This window comes from Streptomyces sp. NTD91 (assembly GCF_059510455.1).
This window is the reverse complement of record NZ_JCAJZW010000011.1, coordinates 132,044-153,970: the sequence shown is the minus strand read 5'-3', so window position 1 is coordinate 153,970 and position 21,927 is coordinate 132,044. Positions and strand designations below refer to the sequence as shown.

The window sequence follows — 21,927 nt, the reverse complement described above, 5'->3', positions numbered from 1 at the left end:
GGAGGCCGCACGTCATGAGTCCCTTCACCGGCTCCGCCGCCCGCACCTCCCACTGGGAGCATCTGCGCCTCCGGCTCGACGACGGAGTCGCCACCGTCACCCTCGCCCGCCCCGAAAAGCTCAACGCGCTCACCTTCGGTGCCTACGCCGACCTGCGCGACCTGCTCGCCGAGCTGTCCCGGGAGCGCGCCGTACGCGCCCTGGTGCTGACCGGCGAGGGACGGGGCTTCTGCTCCGGCGGCGACGTCGACGAGATCATCGGCGCCACCCTCGGCATGGACACGGCGCAACTCCTCGACTTCAACCGGATGACCGGGCAGGTCGTCCGGGCGATCAGAGAGTGCCCCTTTCCCGTGATCGCGTCCGTCCACGGCGTGGCGGCCGGCGCCGGAGCGGTCCTGGCGCTCGCGGCCGACTTCCGTGTCGCGGACCCGAGCTCCCGCTTCGCGTTCCTCTTCACCCGCGTCGGTCTGTCCGGCGGCGACATGGGCGCGGCCTATCTGCTGCCCCGGATCGTCGGCCTCGGCCACGCCACCCGCCTGCTCATGCTCGGCGAACCGGTGCGGGCCCCCGAGGCCGAGCGGATCGGCCTGATCAGCGAGCTGACGGAGGAGGGGCGGGCGGACGAGGCCGCGCTGGCCCTGGCCCGCCGCCTCGCCGACGGTCCGGCCCTGGCGTACGCCCAGACGAAGGCCCTGCTGACGGCCGAGCTGGACATGCCTCTCGCCGCGGCCGTCGAGCTGGACGCCTCGACCCAGGCCCTGCTGATGAACGGCGAGGACTACGCGGAGTTCCACGCGGCCTTCACCGAGAAGCGCCCTGCGAAATGGCGAGGAAGGTGAGCGCCCGTGCGCGTGGCTGTCATCGGCGGCGGTCCCGGCGGCCTGTACGCCGCTGCGCTGCTCAAACGACTCGACCCGGCCCGTGAGATCACCGTCTGGGAGCGCAACGCCCCCGACGTCACCTTCGGCTTCGGCGTGGTCCTCTCCGACGAGACCCTCGGCGGCATCGAACACGCCGACCCCGTGGTGTTCGAGGCCCTGCAGCGGGACTTCGTCCGCTGGGACGACATCGACATCGTGCACCGGGGTGTCACGCACCGCTCCGGGGGCCATGGCTTCGCGGCGCTGGGCAGGCGCCGGCTCCTCGCGATCCTGCACGAGCGCTGCCGGTCCCTCGGCGTGGACCTGAGGTTCTCCACCGAGGCACCCGACGCCGGCACGCTCTCCGCCGCGTACGACCTCGTGATCGCCGCCGACGGCGTCAACAGCACCACCCGCGCCGCCCACGCCGACGTGTTCGATCCGCACGTGACGACCCACCGCTGCCGCTACATCTGGCTCGCCGCCGACTTCGCCTTCGACGCCTTCCGCTTCGAGATCGCCGAGACCCCGCACGGCGTGATGCAACTGCACGGCTACCCCTATGCCCGCCCGTCTGTCGACCACGCCCCCGCGACCGGCGCCTTTGGAGCGCAGAAGAACCAGTTCGGTGCCTCCACCGTCATCGTCGAGATGCGCGAGGAGGTCTGGAAGGCGGCCGGATTCGACGAGATCACCCCGCAGGAGTCCATCGAGCGCTGCGCCAAGGTCTTCGCCGACGCGCTCCGCGGCCGCCCCCTGCACTCCAACAACTCGGCCTGGACCGGCTTCCGTACGGTCGCCAACGGCCGCTGGTCCCACGGCAACGTCGTCCTCCTCGGCGACGCCGCGCACACCGCGCACTTCTCCATCGGCTCCGGCACCAAGCTGGCCGTGGAGGACGCGCTGGCCCTGGCCGCCTGTCTGGAGGAACAACCCGATGTGGCAAGCGCGTCGGCGGCCTACGAGGAGGAGCGCAAGCCGGTCGTCACCTCCACCCAGCGGGCCGCGCGCGCGAGCCTCGAGTGGTTCGAGAACCTGCGGCTGTACCTCGGTCAGCCGCCCCGCCAGTTCGCCTTCAACCTGCTCACCCGCAGCCGCCGCGTCACCCATGACAACCTGCGGCTGCGCGACGCCCGCTTCACCGAGGCGGTCGAGCGCGAGTTCGGCTGCCCGCCCGGCACGCCGCCGATGTTCACCCCGTTCCGGCTGCGTGGCCTGACCCTGCGCAACCGGGTCGTGGTGTCCCCGATGGACATGTACTCCGCCACCGACGGCGTCCCCGGCGACTTCCACCTCGTCCACCTGGGCGCCCGCGCGCTCGGCGGGGCCGGCCTGGTCATGACCGAGATGGTGTGCGTGAGCGAGGAGGGCCGGATCACGCCGGGCTGCGCCGGTCTCTACACCGGCCGGCAGGCCGAGGCATGGCGCCGGATCACCGACTTCGTGCACACCCAGGCACCCGGCACCGCACTCGGCGTACAACTCGGCCACTGTGGCCGCAAGGGCTCCACCCGGCGGATGTGGGAGGGCATGGACGAGCCGCTGTCCCGCGGCAACTGGCCGCTCGTGGCCGCATCCCCGCTGCCGTACAAGCCGGGCAGCCAGATCCCGCGCCAGCTCTCACGAGCTCAACTCACCGACGTACGCGAGCAGTTCATCGCAGCGGCCTGGCGTGCCGCGCGGGCCGGGTTCGACCTGCTCGAACTGCACTGCGCGCACGGCTATCTGCTCTCCGGCTTCCTCTCCCCGCTCACCAACCACCGCACCGACGCCTATGGCGGCTCGCCGGAGCGGCGGCTGAGGTTCCCGCTGGAGGTCTTCGACGCCGTACGCGCAGTGTGGCCCGCCGAGCGGCCGATGACCGTGCGCCTCTCGGCCACCGACTGGGCCGAGGGCGGCACCACCGCCGAGGACGCGGTGGAGATCGCCCGCGCCTTCGCCGCGCACGGCGCCGACGCGATCGACGTGTCCACCGGGCAGGTCGTGGCCGAGGAGCGGCCGGAGTTCGGACGGTCGTACCAGACGCCGTTCGCCGACCGGATCCGGCACGAGGTGGGCATCCCGGTGATCGCCGTCGGCGCGATCTCCTCGTGGGACGACGTCAACTCCCTGATCCTCGCCGGCCGTACGGATCTGTGCGCGCTGGGCCGCCCGCACCTGTACGACCCGCACTGGACCCTGCACGCGGCGGCCGAGCAGGGGTACACGGGGCCCGGGGCGGTGTGGCCCGCGCCCTACCGGGCGGGCAGCCGCCGCCCCCGGACCGGCCGCACGGACGCCCCCAAGCCCCGGCTGACCCTCGGCCGCTGAGCCGTCAGTGCCGTCTGCTCTACTCGGAGGCGGGAGACGAGGGACGGAGCGCTGATGGGTGTGCTGTTCGACTACTTCGTGGCGGCCGACCGGCCGACGGCGGTGGACCGGGCGATCGGACCGGGCGGGGACCCGTCGGCCGAAAGGCGGTCCCTCGGCGAGGCCGGCGCGGACCGGATCGACATGAAAGGCGTCGATCCGCATGTCAGCCTGGGACAACTCGTCGCGTTCACCGAGGGAAAGCCGTACGACGTCCATGACGCCGGGCCGGAACTGGTCTGGCCGGACCGGCGGGAGTGGCCCCCCGAGCGGCCGGCGCCGCCCGGCGGCGAGTCGCCGTGGGACGCCGGCCTGTATCTGAGCGAGCTGCCCGACGCCTGGCGGGACCTGCTCGCCTCCGTGACGGAGGAGCACGTGCCCATGCTCGCACTGCAGTGGTACGACATCGAGGAGATCGACTTCGCCGACTTCCAGGACTGCGCCGACTGTGTGCGCACCTTCGCCGCTCTGGCCCGGCGGGCCCGGGACGCGAGCGCGCACCTGTACTGCCTGTGCTGTGTCTGATCCCGGCGGCCCGGAAGAGTCCGGCGTCGGTCACATGCCAGCGTTGCGGCTGCGCCGCTTCTGATGCGGGCGCGGCCTCACAGTCCGGTGAACTCGGCCCCCGCGTCCCGCAGTCTGCGGTGCAGCCCCTGGAAAACCTCCGCCGAGCGCAGCCCCGGCCAGCCGGCGGGCAGCAGCCGGGTGGGCAGGCCGGGATCCGTGTACGGCAGATGGCGCCAGGAGTCGAGGGCGAGGAGATAGTCCCGGTAGGCCGCCTCGGGCGGGGTGTCCTGACGGCGCTCCCAGGCGCGCAGCACCGGGCCGTGCGCGTCCAGGAAGCGCTCGTGCTCCTTGGCGATCGCGGCCAGGTCCCACCAGCGGGCGACCGCCTCGGCCGTCGGCGCGAAGCCCAGGTGTTCGCCGCGGAACAGGTCGACGTACGGGTCGAGGTGCAGTCGGCGCAGGGTGTGTTCGGTCTCCTCGTACAGCCGGGCCGGGGCGATCCACACGCCCGGGGCCGCGGTGCCGAAGCCCAGGCCGGCCAGCCGGGAGCGCAGCACATGCCGCTTCTGCCGTTCCGACTCGGGCACCGAGAACACGGCGAGCACCCAGCCGGCGTCCGCGACGGGCGTGGTGGCGTAGATGCGGCGGTCGCCGTCCTCCAGCAACTGACGTGCCTCCGGCGAGAGTTCATATCCCGCCGCGCCGGACTCCGTGCGGGCCGGCAGCAGCAGCCCGCGGCGTTTGAGCCGGGACACCGAGGACCGCACCGAGGGCGCGTCCACGCCGACCGCGGCCAGGAGCCGGATCAGCTCGGCGACGGGCACCGGGCCGGGCAGGGAGCGGCCGTACGCGCCATAGAGCGTGACGATGAGGGACCTGGGGGCGCGCTGCTCGGACACGTTGATCATTTTAGGTCGTCGGCGTCACTGCCGGTCTCCCCCGCCGCGCAGCCGGAACCGCTGCAGCTTGCCGGTGGCGGTGCGCGGGAGCGCGTCCAGGAAGACGAACTCGCGCGGGCACTTGTAGGGCGCCAGCTCGGACGTGAGGAAGGCGCGCAGGGCCTCCGGGTCGCGCCGGGCGCCCTCGCGCAGCACGGCATAGGCGACCACCACCTGTCCGCGGGCCTCGTCCGGGCGGCCCACGACCGCCGTCTCCACCACGTCCGGGTGCCGCAGCAGCGCGTCCTCCACCTCCGGACCCGCGATGTTGTACCCGGCAGAGATGATCATGTCGTCGGCGCGGGCCACATAGCGGAAGTAGCCGTCGGACTCGCGGACATAGGTGTCGCCGGTGATGTTCCAGCCGTCGCGCACGTACTGGCGCTGCCGCGGGTCGGCGAGATAGCGGCAGCCGACCGGGCCGCGCACCGCGAGCAGACCGGGCTCGCCGTCCGGCACGGGTGTGCCGTGCGCATCCTGGACCCGCGCCCGCCATCCCGGCACCGGCACGCCCGTGGTGCCCGGCCTGATCTGCTCGTCGGCGGCGGAGACGAAGATGTGCAGCAGCTCGGTGGCGCCGATGCCGTTGATGATCCGCACGCCGGTGCGCTCGTGCCAGGCGCGCCAGGTGGCCGCGGGAAGGTTCTCGCCGGCCGACACACAGCGCCGCAGCGACGAGACGTCGTACCCGTCGAGCTGGTCCAGCATCGCGCGGTAGGCGGTCGGCGCGGTGAACAGGACGGAGACGCGGTGCTCGGCGATCGCGGGCAGCAGCCGGCGGGGGTTCGCCTCTTCCAGGAGCAGGGAGCTGGCGCCGGCCCGCATCGGGAAGACCACGAGTCCGCCCAGGCCGAAGGTGAAGCCGAGCGGGGGAGAGCCGGCGAAGACGTCGTCCGGGCGGGGGCGCAGCACGTGCTCCGAGAAGGTGTCCGCGATCGCCAGCACGTCCCGGTGGAAGTGCATGCACCCTTTCGGGCGGCCCGTGGTGCCCGAGGTGAACGCGATCAGGGCCACGTCGTCGGCGGCGGTGTCCACGGCCCGGTACGGCGTGCCGGGGGCGGGCCGGTGCAGGAGGTCGTCGGGGCCGTCGCCCCCGTACGTGGTGATCCGCAGCCCGGGTATGTCGGCCTTGGCCAGGTCATCCACCGACCGGATGTCGCACAGCGCGTGCCGCACCAGGGCGATCTCGCACATCGTCGCCAGCTCGTGCGGGCGCTGTTGGGCGAGCACGGTGACGGCCACCGCGCCCGCCTTCAGCACGGCCAGCCAGCAGGCGGCGAGCCAGGGTGTGGTGGGGCCGCGCAGCAGCACCCGGTTGCCGGGGACCACGCCTAGGTCGCCGGTGAGCACGTGCGCGATCCGGTCGACGTGCGCGCGCAGGTCTCCGTACGTCCATGAAGGGCCGGCCGGGGTGTGGAAGGCGGGCCGGTCCGCCTCGTCGTGGCCGAGCAGTTCGACGGCGCAGTTCAGCCGCTCGGGGTAGCGCAGTTCCGGCAGGTCGAAGAGCAGCTCGGGCCACTCGTCCGGGGGCGGCAGGTGGTCGCGTGCGAAGGTGTCGACATGGGCCGAGCGATGCATGGGCGGTTCGCCCCCTTGCCGTGACAAACGTCGGAGACGGGCGTCGTGGTGGGCACCGGCGTCCTCGTGGGCTCGCGCATCGAGCGTATCGTGTTGGTGACGGCAGTCAACCTTACGCGATAACCTCATCGGTGGGTGGGCAGGGCCCGGGCGATCCCGGGCCCGGACCGGACGGCCGTGGTCGCCTGATGCCGGGGGGCGAGGGGAAGACGGCCGTGGCCCACCCGGCACACGGCGAGCGGGCCTGCCGGCCCGCCCCGGACAGCGAACGGGAGGGGCCGTGCCGGCCCCGACCGGAGGGAGGACGGCAGTGTCCGCATTCTCGCTCGAACCGGAACGGGCCGCCTGGTGCGCCGAGCTGCGCGCGACGGCCGCCGAACAACTGCGGCCGCTCGCCGACAAGGGCGAGCCGGGGCACGTCAACCGGCCGCTGCTCACCGAACTGGGCCGACTCGGGCTCCTCGCGCGGCTGTTCGGCTCCGGTGCGCTGGACCTGTGCCTGATGCGGGAGTCCCTCGCCCAGAGCTGCACCGAGGCCGAGACCGCGCTCGCCCTGCAGGGGCTCGGCGCCCACCCGGTGCACGCGCATGGCACCCCGGCCCAGCGCGAGCGCTGGCTGCCCCGGGTCGCCGACGGCAGCGCGGTCGCCGCCTTCGCGTTGAGCGAGCCGGACGCCGGCTCGGACGCGGCCGCGCTGTCCCTCGGGGCCGAGCCCGACGGCACCGGCTGGCGGCTCTCCGGAGCCAAGCGCTGGATCTCCAACGCCCCCGAGGCCGACTTCTACACCGTCTTCGCCCGCACCACACCCGGCGCCAGGGCCCGCGGCGTGACCGCCTTCCTCGTCCCCGCCGACCGTCCCGGACTCACCGGCACCGCGCTGGAGATGCTCTCCCCGCATCCCATCGGCGCCCTCGACTTCGACGCCGTACCCGTGACGGCCGACGACGTGCTCGGTGAGGCGGACCACGGCTTCACCGTCGCCATGGGCACGCTCAACCTCTTCCGCCCCAGCGTCGGCGCCTTCGCGGTCGGCATGGCGCAGGCCGCGCTGGACGCCACCCTCGCCCACACCCGTCGCCGCGAGGCATTCGGCGGCCGGCTGATGGACCTGCAGGCCGTCTCCCACCAGGTCGCCGAGATGGCCCTGCGCACGGAGGCGGCCCGGCTGATGGTCTACGCGGCGGCGACGGCGTACGACGAAGGCGCCGCCGACGTCCCGAAGCGCGCCGCGATGGCCAAGCTGCTCGCCACCGAGACCGCGCAGTACGTCGTCGACACCGCCGTCCAGCTGCACGGCGCCCGCGCCCTGCGCCGCGGTCACCTCCTCGAGCACCTCTACCGCGAGGTGCGCGCCCCGCGCATCTACGAAGGCGCCAGCGAGGTCCAACGCGGCATCATCGCCAAGGAGTTGTACGCCCACGCCGACGCCCACGAGCAGGAGGTCCGGTGACGACAGAGCGCGTCAACCCGCCCGAGCTGTCCCCGCCCACGGGGTTCTCGCACGCCGTCGTCGCGTCCGGCTCCCGCGTGGTGTTCCTCGCGGGCCAGACCGCTCTGGACGCCGACGGCAAGGTCACCGGCGACACCCTCCCCGAGCAGTTCGAGCGGGCCCTCGGCAACCTCCTGGCGGCCCTGCGCGCGGCCGGCGGCACCCCCGCCGACCTCGCCCGTGTCACCGTCTACGCCACGGACGTCGCCGCCTACCGTGCCCACACCGGCCGGCTCGGCCGCATCTGGCGCGACCTGGCCGGCCGGGACTACCCGGCGATGGCCGTCGTGCAGGTCGTACGGCTGTGGGACGAGCGGGCGATGGTGGAGCTGGACGGGTTCGCGGTCCTGCCGTGACGCGCCGCCGACGTGCCTCCGTGACCGTTCAGGCCGCCGCCACGGCGGGCCGGTCTGCCGGGAGGACCCGGAGCGGCGGGACCACGCTGCCGTCCGGGCGCAGTTCGCCGCTGTCGTCGAAGACGATCGAGCCGTCGCACAGCACGGTCCAGCCCTGTTCGGGACGGGCGGCCACCGGGTGCCGCGGGGCGGGACCGGACGCGGGGCACGAGGACCGGTCGGAGCACATTGGCGCACCTCCACATCGGGACGTGAGGGGCCGGCCGTTGCAGTCGCGGCCCGTCATACCCAGACCATGCCCGCGCCGTGAACGCCCCGGAACCGCTCGCCGTGAAGAGTGACAACTCCCGGACAACTCCCGGACGGTCCCATGACGCGCCACCGAAGGGGTGACGGTCGCGCTCGGCGGTACGGCCGCCCGGTACCAGTGGAGGCTCCCGGCCCCCATCGGAACCGGGAGGGTATCCCATGCCCGTACGTCCCGCCCTCGCCGCGGCCCTCGGCACTGTCGCCCTGCTGTGCGTCGCCGCGGGCCCGGCCGGCGCCGGCCCCGCCGAGACCATCACCGTCGACACCACCGGCCGTCTCGCGTCCGAGGGCACGGTCACGCTCTACGGCAGCTACCGCTGCACCGCCGGCACCGGGCCCGTGTTCGTCACCTCCTCGCTGAGCCAGAGCGACTCCCGCGTCCGGCACGGCATCGGTGGCGGCCCCGCTCGGTGCGACGGCGCCGAGCACCGGTGGCGGAACTCCGGCCAGGTCGCCCCGGAGGTCCTCAGAGCCGGCCGGGCCCATGTGCAGGCCACGCTCATGGAGATGCGGCCCGCGGGCGTCGTCCCGCTGCCCGCCCTCCACGCGGTCACGGACCAGGACATCACCCTCACCCGGGGGTGAGCCGGGGATGAGCCGGGGATGAGCGACGGGCCACGCCGAGCGGCCCGGACGCGATACGCGCCGGACCGCCGCGGTCGCCGGTCAGGCGCGCTGCCAGCTGTGCGGCGCGTGGAAGGCGTGCGGGCGCCAGCAGGTGGTGCCGGGGGAGACCGGCGCGGTGTCGGGGGCGGCCAGGGCGCCGCGGCTCAGCAGCAGCACCGCGAGGGCGGCCAGCTCCTCCTCGGTGGCCTGGCCCTTCTCGACCCGGATCGGGGCGGTGGGGGAAGCGGGGGACACGGGCATGGGAACCTCCGTCGGGGTGCGGGTACCGAGCAGAATCACTGCGGGGGATTGCCGTGCTTGCGCGCCGGACGCTCGGCGTGCTTCGTGCGCAGCATCGCCAGCGCGCCGACGAGGACGGCGCGGGTGTCGGCCGGGTCGATCACGTCGTCGACCAGGCCGCGTTCGGCGGCGTAGTACGGGTGCATCAGCTCGGTCCTGTACTCCTTGACCAGCTCCGCCCGTCGGGTCTCGGGATCGTCGGCCTCGGCGATCTGCCGCCGGAAGATGACGTTCGCGGCGCCCTCGGCGCCCATCACCGCGATCTCGTTGGTCGGCCAGGCGTAGGTGAGGTCGGCGCCGATCGACTGCGAGTCCATGACGATGTACGCGCCGCCGTAGGCCTTGCGCAGGATCAGCGAGACACGGGGCACGGTGGCGTCGCAGTAGGCGTACAGCAGCTTGGCGCCGTGCCGGATGATGCCGCCGTGCTCCTGGCCGACGCCGGGCAGGAAGCCGGGCACGTCGAGCAGGGTGACGATCGGGATGCTGAAGGCGTCGCACAACTGGACGAACCGCGCGGCCTTTTCGCTCGCCTCGATGTCCAGCACCCCGGCCAGCGTCTGCGGCTGGTTGGCGACGATCCCGACGACCTGGCCGTCCAGCCGGGCCAGCGCGCAGATGATGTTCCGCGCCCAGCGCTGGTGCACCTCCAGGTACTCGCCGTCGTCGACGATCTCCTCGATGACCCTGGCCATGTCGTACGGCCGGTTGCCGTCGGCCGGCACCAGGTCCACGAGGGACTCGCAGCGCCGGTCGGGCGGGTCGTCGCAGGGCACGGCCGGCGGGGTCTCGCGGTTGTTGCGGGGGAGGAGGGAGAGCAGATACCGGACCTCCTCCAGGCAGGTCTCCTCGTCGTCGTACGCGAAGTGGCACACTCCGCTGGTCTCGGCGTGGACATCGGCGCCGCCGAGTCCGTTCTGGCTGATCTCCTCACCCGTCACCGCCTTGACCACGTCGGGGCCGGTGATGAACATCTGCGAGGTCCCGCGCACCATGAACACGAAGTCGGTCAGGGCGGGCGAGTACGCGGCGCCGCCCGCGCACGGGCCCAGCATGACGCTGATCTGCGGGATCACCCCGGACGCCGCCGTGTTGCGGCGGAAGATGCCGCCGTACCCGGCCAGCGCGGTCACACCCTCCTGGATGCGGGCGCCGGCGCCGTCGTTGAGCGACACCAGGGGCGCGCCGGCCGCGATGGCCATGTCCATGATCTTGTGGATCTTGGCGGCGTGGGCCTCGCCCAGCGCACCGCCGAAGATCCGGAAGTCATGGGCGTAGACGAAGACGGTACGGCCCTCGACGGTGCCCCAGCCGGTGACCACACCGTCGGTGTACGGCCTCTTCGCCTCCAGGCCGAACCCGGTCGCCCGGTGCCGGCGCAGCGGCTCGACCTCGTGGAACGAGCCCTCGTCGAGCAGCAGGCCGATCCGCTCGCGCACGGTGAGCTTGCCCTTGGCCCGCTGGGCGGCCGTCGCCTTCTCGCCGGGGCCGGCGAGCACGCGTTCGCGCAGTTGGGCCAGTTCCGCGACCTGGGACTTCATGTCTCCCTGCCTCTACGTGAGGAGTTCTCGAGCCGGCGTCACCGCGGGAAGCGTGACAACCGGGGCTGACCGTGCGCTGACGAGCCGCCGACGTACGTCGCCGACCGTCCTCTCAAGCGGGCTGGAGAAGACGGTCGCCGGTGAGGACCGGGTCGTGGGAGAGGATCGCGCTCTCGATCCGGCGCAGCGCGGGGGAGGGCTGGATCCCGAGTTCGTCGTCGAGCCGGCGCCGCATCCGGTGGAAGACGTCGAGGGCGTCGGCCTGCCGTCCCGAGCAGTACAGCGCGATCATCAGCTGCTCGCAGAACCGTTCCCGCAACGGGTGGTTGGAGTGCGCCTCGGCCAGCTCCGCCAGCATGGCCGCATGCCGGCCGAGCCGCAGCTCGGCGTCGAAGAGCAGCTCCATCGCCCGCATCCGGTGCTCCTCGTAGCGGGCGCCCGCCAGCTGGCACAGGGTCCCGCCGGGGAAGCCGCCGAAAACCGGCCCGCGCCACAGCGCCAGCGCGTCCCCGAGCAGCCGCGCGACACGCCCGGCATCGTCCGGCGCCGCGGACTCGGCCAGCCGCACCGCCCGCACGAACTCGGCGGCGTCCAGCTCCCCTTCGCCCAGCCCGAGCCGGTACCCGGCCGGATGGATCGTCACCCGCGACACCGGCCGCTCCGGCTCCAGCGCCCGCAGTCGGCGGCGCAGCCGGCTGATGTGCGCCTGCAGCGCGTTGACCTGGTTGTCCGGCGCGGCCTCGCCCCACATCTCCTCGGCCAGGCTCTCCCCGGAGACCGGTCGGCCCTCGCTGACCAGCAGCGTCTGCACCAGGATCCGCTGCAGATCGCCCGGCACGTCCGCCGGACCCGCGTCGGTGCGTATCTGCAGTGGCCCGAGAACGGAGAACCTCAGCATGTCTTTCCCCCTGGACGACCTTGACGACAATTCCTCGGCGACGGTGTTACCGGATTTCTGCTGCGGTGGAACGACTGGGTTGCCGAACGCGCCACGCCCCGGCGGGCCTTTTCTCGAGCGGCCCGCCGGGGCGGTTGCTCCGCCGGGACGGGGGGCGGCCGGCGGTTTCTGGGAGACCGGTGTCCGTCGCCTTCGGCGGAGCACCGGATGAGGGTGGTCTCGCTACCGCGCAACTGCTGGTGAATTCTCGTTCACCAGGGCACGGAAAACATGAACCGGCTTGTGATGGAGACTGCGGTGGAGCGGGCGGGCCCCAGGCTCCGGTGACCCGTGCCGTTCACGGGTCCTCACACTGGCAGTGCGCGCTGACGGAATGCTGACACGCTTCTGACGCAGGCAAAGGAATTTCCATCGGCCCTTTTCCCCGACATCCCGGCGGTGCTGTACTCGCTTCGGAACTCCCTTGCCGTGAAAGGCTTCCGAAAGGGGTACGGAATGACCGCCACCACCACCGAAACCACCACCCACGACCGGATTCTCGACGCGATACGCCGGCACACCGCGAGCGAGAACCCGAGTTCGTTCCTGGCGCTCAACAGCGGAAACAGCGTCTTCACCGCGCCGGGCACGGACGGTGTCGTCGTGTACCGGCGCACCGGCCGCTGGGCCGTGCAGTTCGGCGGCCCCTTCGCCGCCGAGCAGGACTACGGCACCCTGCTGGACGCCTTCCGCGACCACGTCCGGGGCGAGGACCTGGACCTCGTCGGCGTCCAGCTCCAGCGCGCGGACGCCGAGCGCTACGCCGCACGCGGCTTCACCGTCAACCAGGTCGGCGCCTCCTGGGCGGTGAGCCTCGACGGGTTCACCCTGCGCGGCACCAAGTTCATGCAACTGCGCAACAAGATCTCCCGTGCCCATCGCAACGGCCTGACGATCCACGAGGCCGACGCCGCCGACGTGCGCGAGGCCATCGCCACCATCGACCGGGCCTGGCTCGGCTCCAAGGGCGGCGCCCAGCAACTGGAGTTCCTCGTCGGCCAGATCGGCGGCACCGCCCAGGCGCACCGGCGTCTCTTCGTCGGCACCATCGACGGCGCCCCGGTCGCGTACATCTCGTACTCGCCGGTGCACGGCAGCCGGGCCGGCTGGATGCACGACCTCAGCCGGCGCATCCCCGAGGGCTCCCCGGGTCTGATGGAGGCCATCAACGCGCACGCCGTCGAGGTGTTCCGGGCCGAGGGCGTCGAGTGGCTGCACTTCGGGTTCACGCCGTTCACCGGCCTGGATGCCAGCCATGAACTCGACGGTCACAGCGCCGCGTTCCAGTGGCTGATGCACGCCCTGTGGGCCGAGGGCGCGGCGCTGTACCCGGCGCAGACCCAGTTGTCCTACAAGCAGAAGTGGGCGCCCGACGTGACCATCCCCGAGTACGTCGCCTTCGACGGGCCGCAGGCCTCGCTGCCCGGGTTCGCGCACATCTTCCGGGCGTGCAACGCCTTCTGACGCGACATCGACCGACCGAACAGGAGACACACGATGAGCCAGTCCACCGAGGAACTCCAGCACGCCATGGTCGAGCAGCTGATGGCCGTCATCGGCGCGCCCGACGACCGGCAGGTGGCCGACGCCGCCGACGCGGTCGTCCGCGCCCTCGACGAGCGGCTGTGCGCCGAGGCCGCCGCCTGAGCGCCGGCTGGATCAGACCGGCATCAGTGCCACATCAGTGCGGCGCGGAACGCTGGACGTGCGTTCGCCCGGCGGTCCGGGCGCGGGAGCACCGCACTGTGCTCCCGTCGTCCGGGCCCGCCGGGCGGGCCGCAGCCCGCGACCGCACGCGGGAGCTGAAGTCGACTCGCGGCGCCCGCAGCTCCGCGGGGCAGCGGCGCCGCCGCCCGCACCGGGCAACTTCTCCCAAGGAGAGCAACGCATGCAGCGTCCGCACATCCAGACGGCCGGGGTCCCGGCCTCCGAGGCCGCCCCGCGCCCCGGCGCCTCGGCGACCTTCGCCGAACTGCTCAAACGGGTCAGGGCCGAGGGTCTGCTCGACCTCGACCCGCGCTACTACGTGGGCAAGCTCGCCCTCAACACCACCCTGCTGCTGCTCGGCTTCGCCGCCTTCTTCGAGCTGGGCGACAGCTGGTGGCAGCTCGTCACGGCCCTGTGGATGGGCCTGTGCGGCGGCCAGTCGGCGTTCATGTGGCACGACGCCGGCCACAAGGCGATGTTCCGCAGCAAGAAGGCCGCCTCCGCGGTCGGCTACATCCACGCCAACCTGGTCAACGGGGTCAGCTACGGCTGGTGGGTCAACCACCACAACCGGCACCACAGCAACCCCAACCACCTGGACATGGACCCGGACATCGGCCGCCGCACCGCCATCTTCGACATCAAGCAGTACCCCACCCGCAAGGGCACCCAGAAGCTCGTCGTGCGCTACCAGAGCCTGCTGTTCTTCGTGCTGCTGGTCCTCGAGGGCTTCAAGATGCTGAAGACCGCGGTCAAGTCCATCGTCACCGGCAAGACCAAGCGGCCCGCCCTGGAGACCTTCCTCATCCTGTTGCGCGCCGCCGTCTACCTCACCTGCGTCTTCACCGTCCTGTCCCCGGCGCTCGCGGTCACGTTCATCGTCGTCCAGCACGCGGCTCTCGGCGTCTACTTCGGCATGATCTTCGCCCCGAACCACAAGGGGATGCAGGTGCGCGACGGCGAGGAGGAGACCCTGGACTGGCTCGAGCGCCAGGTCCTCACCTCCCGCAACATCCGCCCGGGCCGGCTGGTCGACTTCCTCTACGGCGGCCTCAACTACCAGGTGGAGCATCATCTGTTCCCGGCCATGCCGCAGAAGAACCTGCCGCGCGCCCGCGAACTGACCATGCAGTACTGCGCCGAACGCGGAGTGCCCTACCACGAGGTCGGCTTCTGGGCCTCGTACCGCGAAGTCGCCTCGTTCCTCCACGAGGTCAGCGCCCCGGTCCGCCGCGGTGACGTCGAGGAGCAGATCCGGCGCCGGGCCATGGAATCGGTCTGATCCCGGCTCGCCGGTCCCCGCAGCGAACACCCGCAGCCCACCCCCCACCCCACTTCCCACCTCCCCCACACCCCACACCCCGGCCCCCGGGCCGTACGCCCGGGCCCGCCGGTGGCCCGGGCGGTTCCTTGGCCAGGGGGCGACGCGACCGTCCGTAAGGAGCCAGCCCCATGTCCCAGACCACCGCGGCGGCGGGCGGTGTCACCGCTCCCGCCCCGATCGGCGCCCGCCTGGACCGGCTGCCGATCACCCCGCTGCACCGCAGACTCACCGCCGTCGTCGGTGTCGGCCTGTTCTTCGACGCCTTCGAGAACAACCTGTCCGGCACCATCGGCAAGGTGCTGCAGGGCGACTTCGGTTTCGGCACGACCTCGCTCAAGCTCGTCCTGGCGTCCGCGTTCCTCGGCCAGTTCCTCGGGTCCCTGACGCTCGGCCGGATCGCCGACCGGTTCGGCCGGCGCCGGGCCTTCCAGCTCAACCTGGCCGTCTACTCGGTGGCGTCCCTGCTCGGCGCCGTCTCGCCGAACGCCGCCTGGCTGATCGTGACCCGCTTCGCCGCCGGCCTCGGCATCGGCGCCGAACAGGCCCTGGCCGACTGCTACCTGGCCGATGTGCTGCCCGCCACCCGGCGCGGCCGTTTCATCGCCCGTGCCTACACCCTCGCCTTCTGCGGGGTCCCCGCGGTCGGCTTCGCCGCCCTGTGGCTGGTGCCGCGCACCCCGCTCGGCGTGGCCGGCTGGCGCTGGCTGTTCGTGCTCGGCGCGCTCGGCTCGGCCGTGGTGTGGATCCTGCGACGGGGCCTGATCGAGTCCCCGCGCTGGCTCGCCTCGGCCGGCCGCACCGCGGAGGCCGAGCGGCTGGTGGCCCGCATGGAGGCGGAAGCGGCGGGCCGGGGCCTGCTCCTGGCCTCGCCTGCGCCCCGGAGCGCGACCCCCGCGGACGGCGCCCGACTGCGCGACGTCCTTCGCCCCGGCCTGCTCCGCCGCACCCTCGTCCTCTGGCTGTTCTGCGCGCTCTCGGTCGTCGGCTACTACGGCTTCGGCACGCTCGCCCCGCAGATCGTCGCCGCCAAGGGCTACGGCATCGTCGCCGGCCTCGGCTTCACCGCGCTGTCCTTCCTCGGCTACCCCGTGGGCTCCGCCCTCGCCCTGCCGGTCGTCGACCGGGTCGAGCGCCGCACCCTGATCGCCCTGTCGGCGACCGCGATGGTCGCTGCCGGACTCGGCTTCGCGTACGCCGGCTCGGCGGAGCCGATCGTGGTGTGCGGCTTCGCCTACACCCTCTTCAGCAACGTCTTCTCCAGCGTCTCCCACGTGTACCTGTCCGAGCAGTACCCCACCGCGATCCGGGCGACCGCCGCCGGCGCCGCCTACTCGCTGTCCAAGCTCAGCGCCGCCGCGCTGCCGTTCGTCCTGCTGCCGGTCCTCGACGCCGACGGCCCCGGCGCCCTGTTCGCCGTGATCGCCGCCGCCATGGCCGTCCTCGCGCTCACCGTGCTGACCCTGGGCGAGCGCACCACCGGCATCCCGGTCGACTGAACCCGCCCACCGGAACGAGGAGTTGAAGATGGCCTACGTCATCGGACTGCCCTGTGTCGACGTCAAGGACCGCTCCTGCATCGACGAATGCCCCGTCGACTGCATCTACGAAGGCCGCCGTGCCCTGTACATCCATCCGGAGGAATGCGTGGACTGCGGCGCCTGCGAACCGGTCTGCCCGGTCGACGCCATCTACTTCGAGGACGACCTGCCCGAGGAGTGGGGCGGCGACCACGCGGCCTCCAACGCCGACTTCTTCGCGGGCCTCGGCTCGCCCGGCGGCGGCAGCGCCCTCGGTCCCCAGGACCACGACTCCGCGCTGGTGAGCGCGCTGCCCGAGGGGGTGTCGGTGGCATGAGCGGCATCCTCGCCGGCAAGCGGATCCTGGTCACCGGGATGGTCACGGACGCGTCCATCGCCTTCCACGTGGCCCGGATCGCCCAGGAGGAGGGCGCCGAGGTGCTGCTCACCGGCTTCGGCCGGCTCTCCCTGATCGAGCGGTTCGCGGACAAGCTGCCCGGGCCCGCCCCCGTGATCGAGCTGGACGTCACCGACCAGGACCACCTGGACACCCTCGCCGACCGGATCGGCGCCCACGCCGACTCCCTCGACGGTGTCGTGCACTCCATCGCCTACGGCCCCCGGGGTGCCTTCTCCTTCCTCGACGGCACCTGGACGGACGTGTCGACGGCGATGCACGTCTCGGCGTACTCCCTGAAGTCCCTGACCACCGCCTGTCTGCCGCTGCTGAAGCGGCGCGGTGGCGCGGTCGTCGGCCTCACCTTCGACGCGGGCGTGGCCTGGCCGCACTACGACTGGATGGGGGTCGCCAAGGCCGCCCTCGAGTCCACCAGTCGCTACCTCGCCCGTGACCTCGGCGGGCACGGCATCCGCTGCAACCTGGTCGCGGCCGGCCCGCTGCGCTCCATGGCCGCCAAGTCCATCCCCGGCTTCTCGGAGCTGGCCGACGTCTGGACCACCGGGCGCGCCCCTGCGGGCTGGGACCTCACCGACCCCGAACCGGCCGCCCGCGGCGTGGTCGCCCTGCTGTCCGACTTCTTCCCGCGCACCACGGGAGAGATCGTCCACGTGGACGGCGGGGTGCACATGACGGGCGCGTGAACCCGACGCACGGGAAAGGGGCGGGAGTCCGACTCCCGCCCCTTTCCCGTCGCCCTCACTCGGTGGCGCCGCCCGGAAGGATCCGCCGGAACCCGGCGTACGGCACCAGCGCCTGAGGCAGCACCACGGAGCCGTCGTCCCGGGCGCCCTGCTCCAGGAGCGCGGCCACCGTACGGCCGATGGGCAGGGCCGAGCCGTTCAGGGTGGCCGCCGGACTCTTGCGGCCGTCGGCACGCTTGACCCGGATGTCGGCGCGGCGGGCCTGGAAGGTGCCGCAGTCGGACACCGAGGAGATCTCCCGGTAGGAGCCGCCGCCCGGCAGCCACACCTCGATGTCGTACGTCATCCGCGCCGAGAAACCCATGTCGCCCGCGGGCAGCAGCACGGTGCGGAAGGACAGTTCGAGGCGGCGCAGGCACTCCTCGGCGTGCCCGACCATCAGCTCCAGCTGCTCCTGCGCCTGCTCCGGCGCGCAGATCCGCACCAGCTCCACCTTCTCGAACTGGTGCAGCCGGAGCACCCCCCGGGTGTCGCGGCCGTACGCCCCCGCCTCCGCGCGGAAGCACGGGGTGCGGGCGGTGAACGCGTACGGCAGGGCGCGCGCGTCCAGCAGGTCGCCGGCGACCAGGTTGGTCAGCGGCACCTCGGCGGTCGGGATCAGGAACAGCTCCCGGTCGCCGACCTGGGTACGGAACAGGTCCTCCTCGAACTTGGGGAGTTGGCCGGTGCCGGTCATGGTGTCCCGGCTGACCAGGAACGGCACGGACTGCTCGGTGTAGCCGTGCTCGCGGGTGTGCAGGTCGAGGAAGAAGTCGCCGAGGGCCCGCTCCAGCCGGGCGCCGGCACCCCGGGCCACGCTGAACCGGGCGCCGGAGAGTTTCGCGGCGGCGGGGGAGTCCAGGATGCCGAGCGCCTCACCGATCTCGGCGTGGTGCCGGGCTCCGGCGGCCGGACGCGGCTCGGGCCCGCCGCGCCGTATCTCCACCGCTTCCTTCTCGGAGTCGCCGTCCGGCACCGCGTCCAGCGGCAGGTTGGGGAGGGACAGCAGCATGGCGCACAGTTCGCCGGCCGCCGTCCGCGCCGCGGTCTCCGCCGCCTGGACCTCGGCCCGCAGCGCACGGGCGGCCTCCTTCTCCGCCTCCGTGGGCGGGCCGGAGCGGCGGGCCTTGGCCGTGCGGTTCAGCTCGGTGCGCAGCCGGGTGACCTCCGCCTGGGCGGCGGTGCGGGCCCGCAGGGCGGTGTTCAGCGCGTCCAGGTCGAGCTCGTGGCGGCGGCGGGCCAGGCGCCGTACGGCGTCGGGGCCCGCCTCGATCAGCTCGTGCGGATCATGCATGGCGGTCTCCTGTCAGGGCGGGGGAGGGAGCCGGGGCGGGCGGGGCGAGGTGCCGGGTGCCGAGCCGGCGGTAGCGCGCCGGGCGTGCCGCGCGCAGCCTGGCGGCGTACGCCAGCCCGCCCAGTGCCACCAGCGGCAGCAGCCAGGGCAGGGCGGCGATCACCTTCGAGGGGGAGCCGGTGAGCATGTCGAAGTTGCCGACGACCAGCCAGACGGAGGCGGCCAGCCCGGCGAAGCCGAGCAGCGGGGCGAGGGTCTCCCGCCACCAGTGGCCGCCGCCCCCGCGCAGCCGCAGCCCGAGCACGGACAGCGCGGCCAGCGCCTGCAGGGCGACGATGCCGAGGGTTCCGAGGCCGAGCATGCTGGTGGTCAGATCGGCGTACGGGTCCAGGCCGGCCACCGCGAATCCGGCCACGACCAGCGTCGTCAGCGCGCTCTGCGCGAGACTCGCCCGGTGCGGGGAGCCGTGCCGCGGGTGCTCGGCGGCCAGGGCGGCCGGCAGCAGCCCGTCCTCGGCGAGGACCTGCGCGTACCGGTTGGCGGCACTGTGCAGGGCCAGTGTCGCCGCGAACAGGCTGGTGCACAGCAGCACCTGGAGGCCCGTGCTGCCCGCCTTGCCGAGGAAGTCGTCGCCGAGCACGAAGAACAGGTCGCCCATCTCCTTCCCCGCGACCTCCCGCACCCGGCCGCTGCCGACCGCACCGACCGCCAGCCAGCTGGTCAGCGCGTAGAAACCGGCGATCAGCACGACGGCCGCGTACGTGGCCCGGGGCACGCTGCGCCGCGGATCCCGCGCCTCCTTGCCGTACAGCGCGGCCGACTCGAAGCCGATGAAGGAGACGAACGCGAACATCAGCGAGACGCCGGCGCCGGGGCCGGCGGCCGTGTGCGGGGAGAACGAGACGGCGGGCAGGGCGTGCGCCCCGTGCCGGACGAGGATCGCCACGTCGAGCGCCGCCAGCACGCCGATCTCGCCGAGCATCAGCAGGGCGAGCACGCGCGCGCTCAGCGCGATCTCCCGGTATCCGAGCACGGCCGTCAGCGCGAGCCCGACGGCCGCGCACCACTCCCAGGAGATCGTCAACCCGTGTGCGGCGAGCACGAGCTGGGTGAAGTAGCCGAGTGCGCCCGCCAGGCCGATGGTGGCGCAGTTGTAGGAGAGGAGGGCGACATATCCGGCCGCGACGGCGGGCGGCCTGCCGAGCCCGTCTGCGACGGAGGCGTAGAACCCGCCGGACCCACCGGTCCGCCGGGCGCTCACCGCGTACCCGACCGAGAAGCACAGCAGGGTCACTCCGGCGAAAAGGAAGGCCGCCGGCACACCCGCACCGTCACCGAAGGCGAAGGCGAGGGGAACCGTGCCGACCATCGCGGAGAGCGGGGCGGCGGCGGCGACGATGAGGAAGAGGATGTGCCCGGTACCGAGCCGGCCGGGTGGGGAGGGGGACTGACTGGTGGACATGGGGACTCCAGAGCAGGACGGGGATGTACGGGGAACAGCCGCCCGCAGTGGCTTCCACGGACGGCTGCTGGGGCGCCCCGCAAGGGGCGCGGGGTTGCGCTCGATGTGCGGCTCCGCCGCGATGGAGGCCCCCCCGGTCCGAGTGAATCCGGGACTCGGGGGCGACCGGCCACGGACGGCCCGCGGGGGTTGACCCCGGAACCAGGCAGGCGCTTACGCGGGCGCGATCGCGAGCGCGGTGTTCTGCCCGCCGAAGCCCAGAGAGTTGCTCAGAGCCAGATCGATCGGCATCTCGGTGAGGGTCTGCGCCAGCTTGATCTCGATCCGCGGATCGGGCATGACCAGGTTGGCGACGGGCGGAATCAGCTCACGTTCCACGCTCAGCACGGCGAACACCGCTTCCACGGCTCCCGCCGCCCCGAGCAGATGCCCGGTGACTCCCTTCGTGGACGTGACCAGCGGATTCCCTCGCAGGGTCCGCTGGATCATGCGGGCCTCGGACAGGTCGTTGAGCGGAGTCGACGTGCCGTGGGCGTTCACGTGCTGCACGTCGTCGGGGTCGGCGCCCGCGTCGGCGAGAGCCGCCCGCACCGCCGCCTCGATCCCCGCGCCGTCCGGATGCGGGGAGGTCATGTGATGGGCGTCGGCCGTCGCGCCGTAGCCGATGATCCGGCCGTGGACATGGGCGCCCCGCGCCCGCGCGTCCGCCACCCGTTCCATCACGAGGATCCCGGCGCCCTCCCCGGCGACGAACCCGTCCCGGTCGGCGTCGAACGGCCGGGACGCGGACGCCGGATCGTCGTGCCGCCCGGACAGCGCGCCCATCTGGGCGAAGCCGGCCATGACCAGCGGGGTGATCATGGCCTCGCTGCCGCCGGCGAGGACGATGTCGCAGCGGCCCAGCGCCAGCAGGTCCCGGGCGGTGCCGATGGCGGTGGCGCCCGAGGCGCAGGCGGTGGCCACCACCAGGTTGGGCCCGGTCGCCCCGAACTCGATGGCCGTCTGGCCGGCCAGCATGTTCGGCAGCTGCATGGGCAGCAGCAGCGGCGACACCCGGTCGGCGCCCTGCTCGCGCAGCACGTGGTGCTGGTCCTCGACGGTGCCCGGACCGCCGTCGGCGCAGCCCAGCACCACACCCACCCGCGCACCGTCCCAGGTCTGCGGGTCCAGACCCGCGTCGGCCACCGCTTCGTGCGCGGCGACCAGCGCGAACTGTACGAACCGGTCGAGTCGGTGGGCGCGCCGTGCGCTCAGCAGGGTCTCGGGATCGAAGCCGGGCACCCGGCAGGAGATCTGTACGGGATTGTCAGCGAGCACCGGATCGAGGGCGGCGGCCGGCCTGCCGTCGCAGACCGCCGACCAGCTCGGCCCGACCCCGATACCGCCCGGGGTGACCAGGCCGAGCCCGGTGACGGCGATGTCCATGCCGGCCATCAGACCGTCGCGCTCCGCTCCTCCATGAGCCGGACCATGTCGGCCACGGTCTCGGCCTCCAGGAGGTCGTCGTCGCTGATGTCCAGGTCCAGCTCGGACTTCAGCAGCAGCGACAGCTCCACCACGGCCAGCGAGTCCAGCTCGATGTCCTCCCGGGTGGCCTCCGGGGTGATGGCCTCGGGCGACACCTTGAGCTTGTTGGACAGGATTTCCTTGAGCTGCTCCAGCATGACGGTTCCTTTCGAAGGTGTACGCGCCGCGCGTACCGCTGAATAC

General features: G+C 72.8%; 22 protein-coding genes. 12 read left to right on the top strand and 10 right to left on the bottom strand.

Going from position 1 to position 21,927, the window contains the following annotated elements; translation table 11 throughout:
• The first annotated feature begins 14 nt into the window (after positions 1–14).
• From AC5WRT_RS14975 to AC5WRT_RS14965, 3 genes are read left to right on the top strand one after another with little or no spacing between them, the layout of a single operon-like run.
• A complete protein-coding gene (locus AC5WRT_RS14975) occupies positions 15–842 on the top strand; it encodes an enoyl-CoA hydratase family protein (protein WP_496094121.1) in 828 nt (275 codons plus the stop codon).
• 6 nt (positions 843–848) lie between these two features.
• Entirely contained in the window at positions 849–3,173 is a 2,325-nt protein-coding gene (locus AC5WRT_RS14970) for a bifunctional salicylyl-CoA 5-hydroxylase/oxidoreductase (RefSeq protein WP_496094122.1), read from the top strand.
• 54 nt (positions 3,174–3,227) lie between these two features.
• Positions 3,228–3,737, top strand: a complete 510-nt coding sequence (locus AC5WRT_RS14965) for a hypothetical protein (protein WP_496094123.1) — start codon at positions 3,228–3,230, stop codon at positions 3,735–3,737.
• Positions 3,738–3,814: 77 nt separating this feature from the next.
• Here the strand turns inward: AC5WRT_RS14965 and AC5WRT_RS14960 are convergent, their stop codons facing one another.
• Positions 3,815–4,627: a PaaX family transcriptional regulator gene (locus tag AC5WRT_RS14960; protein ID WP_496094124.1), complete on the bottom strand. Its 813-nt coding sequence runs from the start codon at positions 4,625–4,627 to the stop codon at positions 3,815–3,817.
• Between the two features lie 15 nt (positions 4,628–4,642).
• Positions 4,643–6,235 carry an AMP-binding protein gene (locus tag AC5WRT_RS14955; protein ID WP_496094125.1) on the bottom strand — a complete coding sequence of 531 codons (1,593 nt, stop codon included), beginning with the start codon at positions 6,233–6,235 and terminating at the stop codon, positions 4,643–4,645.
• A 310-nt stretch (positions 6,236–6,545) separates the two neighbouring features.
• On the opposite strand from AC5WRT_RS14955, the gene AC5WRT_RS14950 reads away from it, so the two are divergent.
• Together AC5WRT_RS14950 and AC5WRT_RS14945 are read left to right on the top strand one after the other, a co-directional pair.
• Positions 6,546–7,685, top strand: a complete 1,140-nt coding sequence (locus tag AC5WRT_RS14950) for an acyl-CoA dehydrogenase family protein (RefSeq protein ID WP_496094126.1) — start codon at positions 6,546–6,548, stop codon at positions 7,683–7,685.
• Positions 7,682–8,080, top strand: coding sequence for a RidA family protein (locus AC5WRT_RS14945; RefSeq protein WP_496094127.1), 399 nt, complete (start codon positions 7,682–7,684; stop codon positions 8,078–8,080). Before AC5WRT_RS14950 ends, AC5WRT_RS14945 begins: the two co-directional genes overlap by 4 nt.
• Before the next feature lie 28 nt (positions 8,081–8,108).
• On the opposite strand, the gene AC5WRT_RS14940 is transcribed toward AC5WRT_RS14945, so the two are convergent.
• On the bottom strand, positions 8,109–8,309 hold the full coding sequence (locus AC5WRT_RS14940; protein WP_496094128.1) for a DUF5999 family protein: 201 nt from the start codon (positions 8,307–8,309) through the stop codon (positions 8,109–8,111).
• Positions 8,310–8,548: 239 nt separating this feature from the next.
• Between AC5WRT_RS14940 and AC5WRT_RS14935 the strand changes: the two genes are divergently transcribed.
• Entirely contained in the window at positions 8,549–8,974 is a 426-nt protein-coding gene (locus AC5WRT_RS14935; protein ID WP_496094129.1) for a DUF6299 family protein, read from the top strand.
• Between the two features lie 81 nt (positions 8,975–9,055).
• On the opposite strand, the gene AC5WRT_RS14930 is transcribed toward AC5WRT_RS14935, so the two are convergent.
• The 3 genes from AC5WRT_RS14930 to AC5WRT_RS14920 all read right to left on the bottom strand — a co-directional run bounded on the left by AC5WRT_RS14930 (position 9,056) and on the right by AC5WRT_RS14920 (position 11,734).
• Positions 9,056–9,256, bottom strand: coding sequence for an acyl-CoA carboxylase epsilon subunit (locus AC5WRT_RS14930; protein WP_496094130.1), 201 nt, complete (start codon positions 9,254–9,256; stop codon positions 9,056–9,058).
• 35 nt (positions 9,257–9,291) lie between these two features.
• The gene (locus tag AC5WRT_RS14925; RefSeq protein ID WP_496094131.1) at positions 9,292–10,836 is read right to left on the bottom strand and encodes an acyl-CoA carboxylase subunit beta; all 1,545 of its coding nucleotides are present in this window, start codon (positions 10,834–10,836) and stop codon (positions 9,292–9,294) included.
• Between the two features lie 112 nt (positions 10,837–10,948).
• The gene (locus tag AC5WRT_RS14920) at positions 10,949–11,734 is read right to left on the bottom strand and encodes an AfsR/SARP family transcriptional regulator (protein ID WP_496094132.1); all 786 of its coding nucleotides are present in this window, start codon (positions 11,732–11,734) and stop codon (positions 10,949–10,951) included.
• A 495-nt stretch (positions 11,735–12,229) separates the two neighbouring features.
• Here AC5WRT_RS14920 and AC5WRT_RS14915 point away from each other — a divergent pair, with 495 nt between their 5' ends.
• The 6 genes from AC5WRT_RS14915 (at position 12,230) to fabI (ending at position 17,422) form a co-directional block, all read left to right on the top strand.
• Positions 12,230–13,237 (top strand): DUF2156 domain-containing protein, encoded by a 1,008-nt coding sequence (locus AC5WRT_RS14915; RefSeq protein ID WP_496094133.1) that lies wholly within the window; start codon positions 12,230–12,232, stop codon positions 13,235–13,237.
• A 33-nt stretch (positions 13,238–13,270) separates the two neighbouring features.
• Complete coding sequence (locus AC5WRT_RS14910) at positions 13,271–13,420, top strand: hypothetical protein (RefSeq protein WP_496094134.1); 150 nt, start codon at positions 13,271–13,273, stop codon at positions 13,418–13,420.
• A 241-nt stretch (positions 13,421–13,661) separates the two neighbouring features.
• On the top strand, positions 13,662–14,762 hold the full coding sequence (locus AC5WRT_RS14905; RefSeq protein WP_496100303.1) for a fatty acid desaturase family protein: 1,101 nt from the start codon (positions 13,662–13,664) through the stop codon (positions 14,760–14,762).
• 170 nt (positions 14,763–14,932) lie between these two features.
• A complete protein-coding gene (locus AC5WRT_RS14900; protein ID WP_496100302.1) occupies positions 14,933–16,300 on the top strand; it encodes an MFS transporter in 1,368 nt (455 codons plus the stop codon).
• A 28-nt stretch (positions 16,301–16,328) separates the two neighbouring features.
• Positions 16,329–16,658 (top strand): ferredoxin, encoded by a 330-nt coding sequence (gene fdxA / locus AC5WRT_RS14895; protein ID WP_496094137.1) that lies wholly within the window; start codon positions 16,329–16,331, stop codon positions 16,656–16,658.
• Positions 16,655–17,422 carry an enoyl-ACP reductase FabI gene (gene fabI, locus AC5WRT_RS14890; RefSeq protein WP_496094138.1) on the top strand — a complete coding sequence of 256 codons (768 nt, stop codon included), beginning with the start codon at positions 16,655–16,657 and terminating at the stop codon, positions 17,420–17,422. Before fdxA ends, fabI begins: the two co-directional genes overlap by 4 nt.
• A gap of 55 nt (positions 17,423–17,477) precedes the next feature.
• On the opposite strand, the gene serS is transcribed toward fabI, so the two are convergent.
• The 4 genes from serS to AC5WRT_RS14870 form a co-directional block, all read right to left on the bottom strand.
• The gene (gene serS / locus AC5WRT_RS14885) at positions 17,478–18,755 is read right to left on the bottom strand and encodes a serine--tRNA ligase (RefSeq protein WP_496094139.1); all 1,278 of its coding nucleotides are present in this window, start codon (positions 18,753–18,755) and stop codon (positions 17,478–17,480) included.
• Positions 18,748–20,217 (bottom strand): APC family permease, encoded by a 1,470-nt coding sequence (locus AC5WRT_RS14880; protein ID WP_496094140.1) that lies wholly within the window; start codon positions 20,215–20,217, stop codon positions 18,748–18,750. Before AC5WRT_RS14880 ends, serS begins: the two co-directional genes overlap by 8 nt.
• Positions 20,218–20,430: 213 nt before the next feature.
• Positions 20,431–21,651, bottom strand: a complete 1,221-nt coding sequence (locus AC5WRT_RS14875; RefSeq protein ID WP_496100301.1) for a beta-ketoacyl-[acyl-carrier-protein] synthase family protein — start codon at positions 21,649–21,651, stop codon at positions 20,431–20,433.
• Positions 21,651–21,881, bottom strand: a complete 231-nt coding sequence (locus tag AC5WRT_RS14870) for a phosphopantetheine-binding protein (RefSeq protein ID WP_076095786.1) — start codon at positions 21,879–21,881, stop codon at positions 21,651–21,653. Before AC5WRT_RS14870 ends, AC5WRT_RS14875 begins: the two co-directional genes overlap by 1 nt.
• Positions 21,882–21,927 lie beyond the last annotated feature (46 nt).

What these genes read in the sequence shown, in the direction of transcription:
- AC5WRT_RS14975 (WP_496094121.1), top strand. Translation starts at nt 15, where the DNA reads ATGAGTCCCTTCACCGGCTCCGCCGCCCGCACCTCCCACTGGGAGCAT.
- AC5WRT_RS14965 (WP_496094123.1), top strand. Translation starts at nt 3,228, where the DNA reads ATGGGTGTGCTGTTCGACTACTTCGTGGCGGCCGACCGGCCGACGGCG.
- AC5WRT_RS14960 (WP_496094124.1), bottom strand. Translation starts at nt 4,627, where the DNA reads ATGATCAACGTGTCCGAGCAGCGCGCCCCCAGGTCCCTCATCGTCACG.
- AC5WRT_RS14955 (WP_496094125.1), bottom strand. Translation starts at nt 6,235, where the DNA reads ATGCATCGCTCGGCCCATGTCGACACCTTCGCACGCGACCACCTGCCG.
- AC5WRT_RS14940 (WP_496094128.1), bottom strand. Translation starts at nt 8,309, where the DNA reads ATGTGCTCCGACCGGTCCTCGTGCCCCGCGTCCGGTCCCGCCCCGCGG.
- AC5WRT_RS14935 (WP_496094129.1), top strand. Translation starts at nt 8,549, where the DNA reads ATGCCCGTACGTCCCGCCCTCGCCGCGGCCCTCGGCACTGTCGCCCTG.
- AC5WRT_RS14930 (WP_496094130.1), bottom strand. Translation starts at nt 9,256, where the DNA reads ATGCCCGTGTCCCCCGCTTCCCCCACCGCCCCGATCCGGGTCGAGAAG.
- AC5WRT_RS14925 (WP_496094131.1), bottom strand. Translation starts at nt 10,836, where the DNA reads ATGAAGTCCCAGGTCGCGGAACTGGCCCAACTGCGCGAACGCGTGCTC.
- AC5WRT_RS14920 (WP_496094132.1), bottom strand. Translation starts at nt 11,734, where the DNA reads ATGCTGAGGTTCTCCGTTCTCGGGCCACTGCAGATACGCACCGACGCG.
- AC5WRT_RS14915 (WP_496094133.1), top strand. Translation starts at nt 12,230, where the DNA reads ATGACCGCCACCACCACCGAAACCACCACCCACGACCGGATTCTCGAC.
- AC5WRT_RS14910 (WP_496094134.1), top strand. Translation starts at nt 13,271, where the DNA reads ATGAGCCAGTCCACCGAGGAACTCCAGCACGCCATGGTCGAGCAGCTG.
- AC5WRT_RS14905 (WP_496100303.1), top strand. Translation starts at nt 13,662, where the DNA reads ATGCAGCGTCCGCACATCCAGACGGCCGGGGTCCCGGCCTCCGAGGCC.
- AC5WRT_RS14900 (WP_496100302.1), top strand. Translation starts at nt 14,933, where the DNA reads ATGTCCCAGACCACCGCGGCGGCGGGCGGTGTCACCGCTCCCGCCCCG.
- fdxA (WP_496094137.1), top strand. Translation starts at nt 16,329, where the DNA reads ATGGCCTACGTCATCGGACTGCCCTGTGTCGACGTCAAGGACCGCTCC.
- fabI (WP_496094138.1), top strand. Translation starts at nt 16,655, where the DNA reads ATGAGCGGCATCCTCGCCGGCAAGCGGATCCTGGTCACCGGGATGGTC.
- serS (WP_496094139.1), bottom strand. Translation starts at nt 18,755, where the DNA reads ATGCATGATCCGCACGAGCTGATCGAGGCGGGCCCCGACGCCGTACGG.
- AC5WRT_RS14880 (WP_496094140.1), bottom strand. Translation starts at nt 20,217, where the DNA reads ATGTCCACCAGTCAGTCCCCCTCCCCACCCGGCCGGCTCGGTACCGGG.
- AC5WRT_RS14875 (WP_496100301.1), bottom strand. Translation starts at nt 21,651, where the DNA reads ATGGCCGGCATGGACATCGCCGTCACCGGGCTCGGCCTGGTCACCCCG.
- AC5WRT_RS14870 (WP_076095786.1), bottom strand. Translation starts at nt 21,881, where the DNA reads ATGCTGGAGCAGCTCAAGGAAATCCTGTCCAACAAGCTCAAGGTGTCG.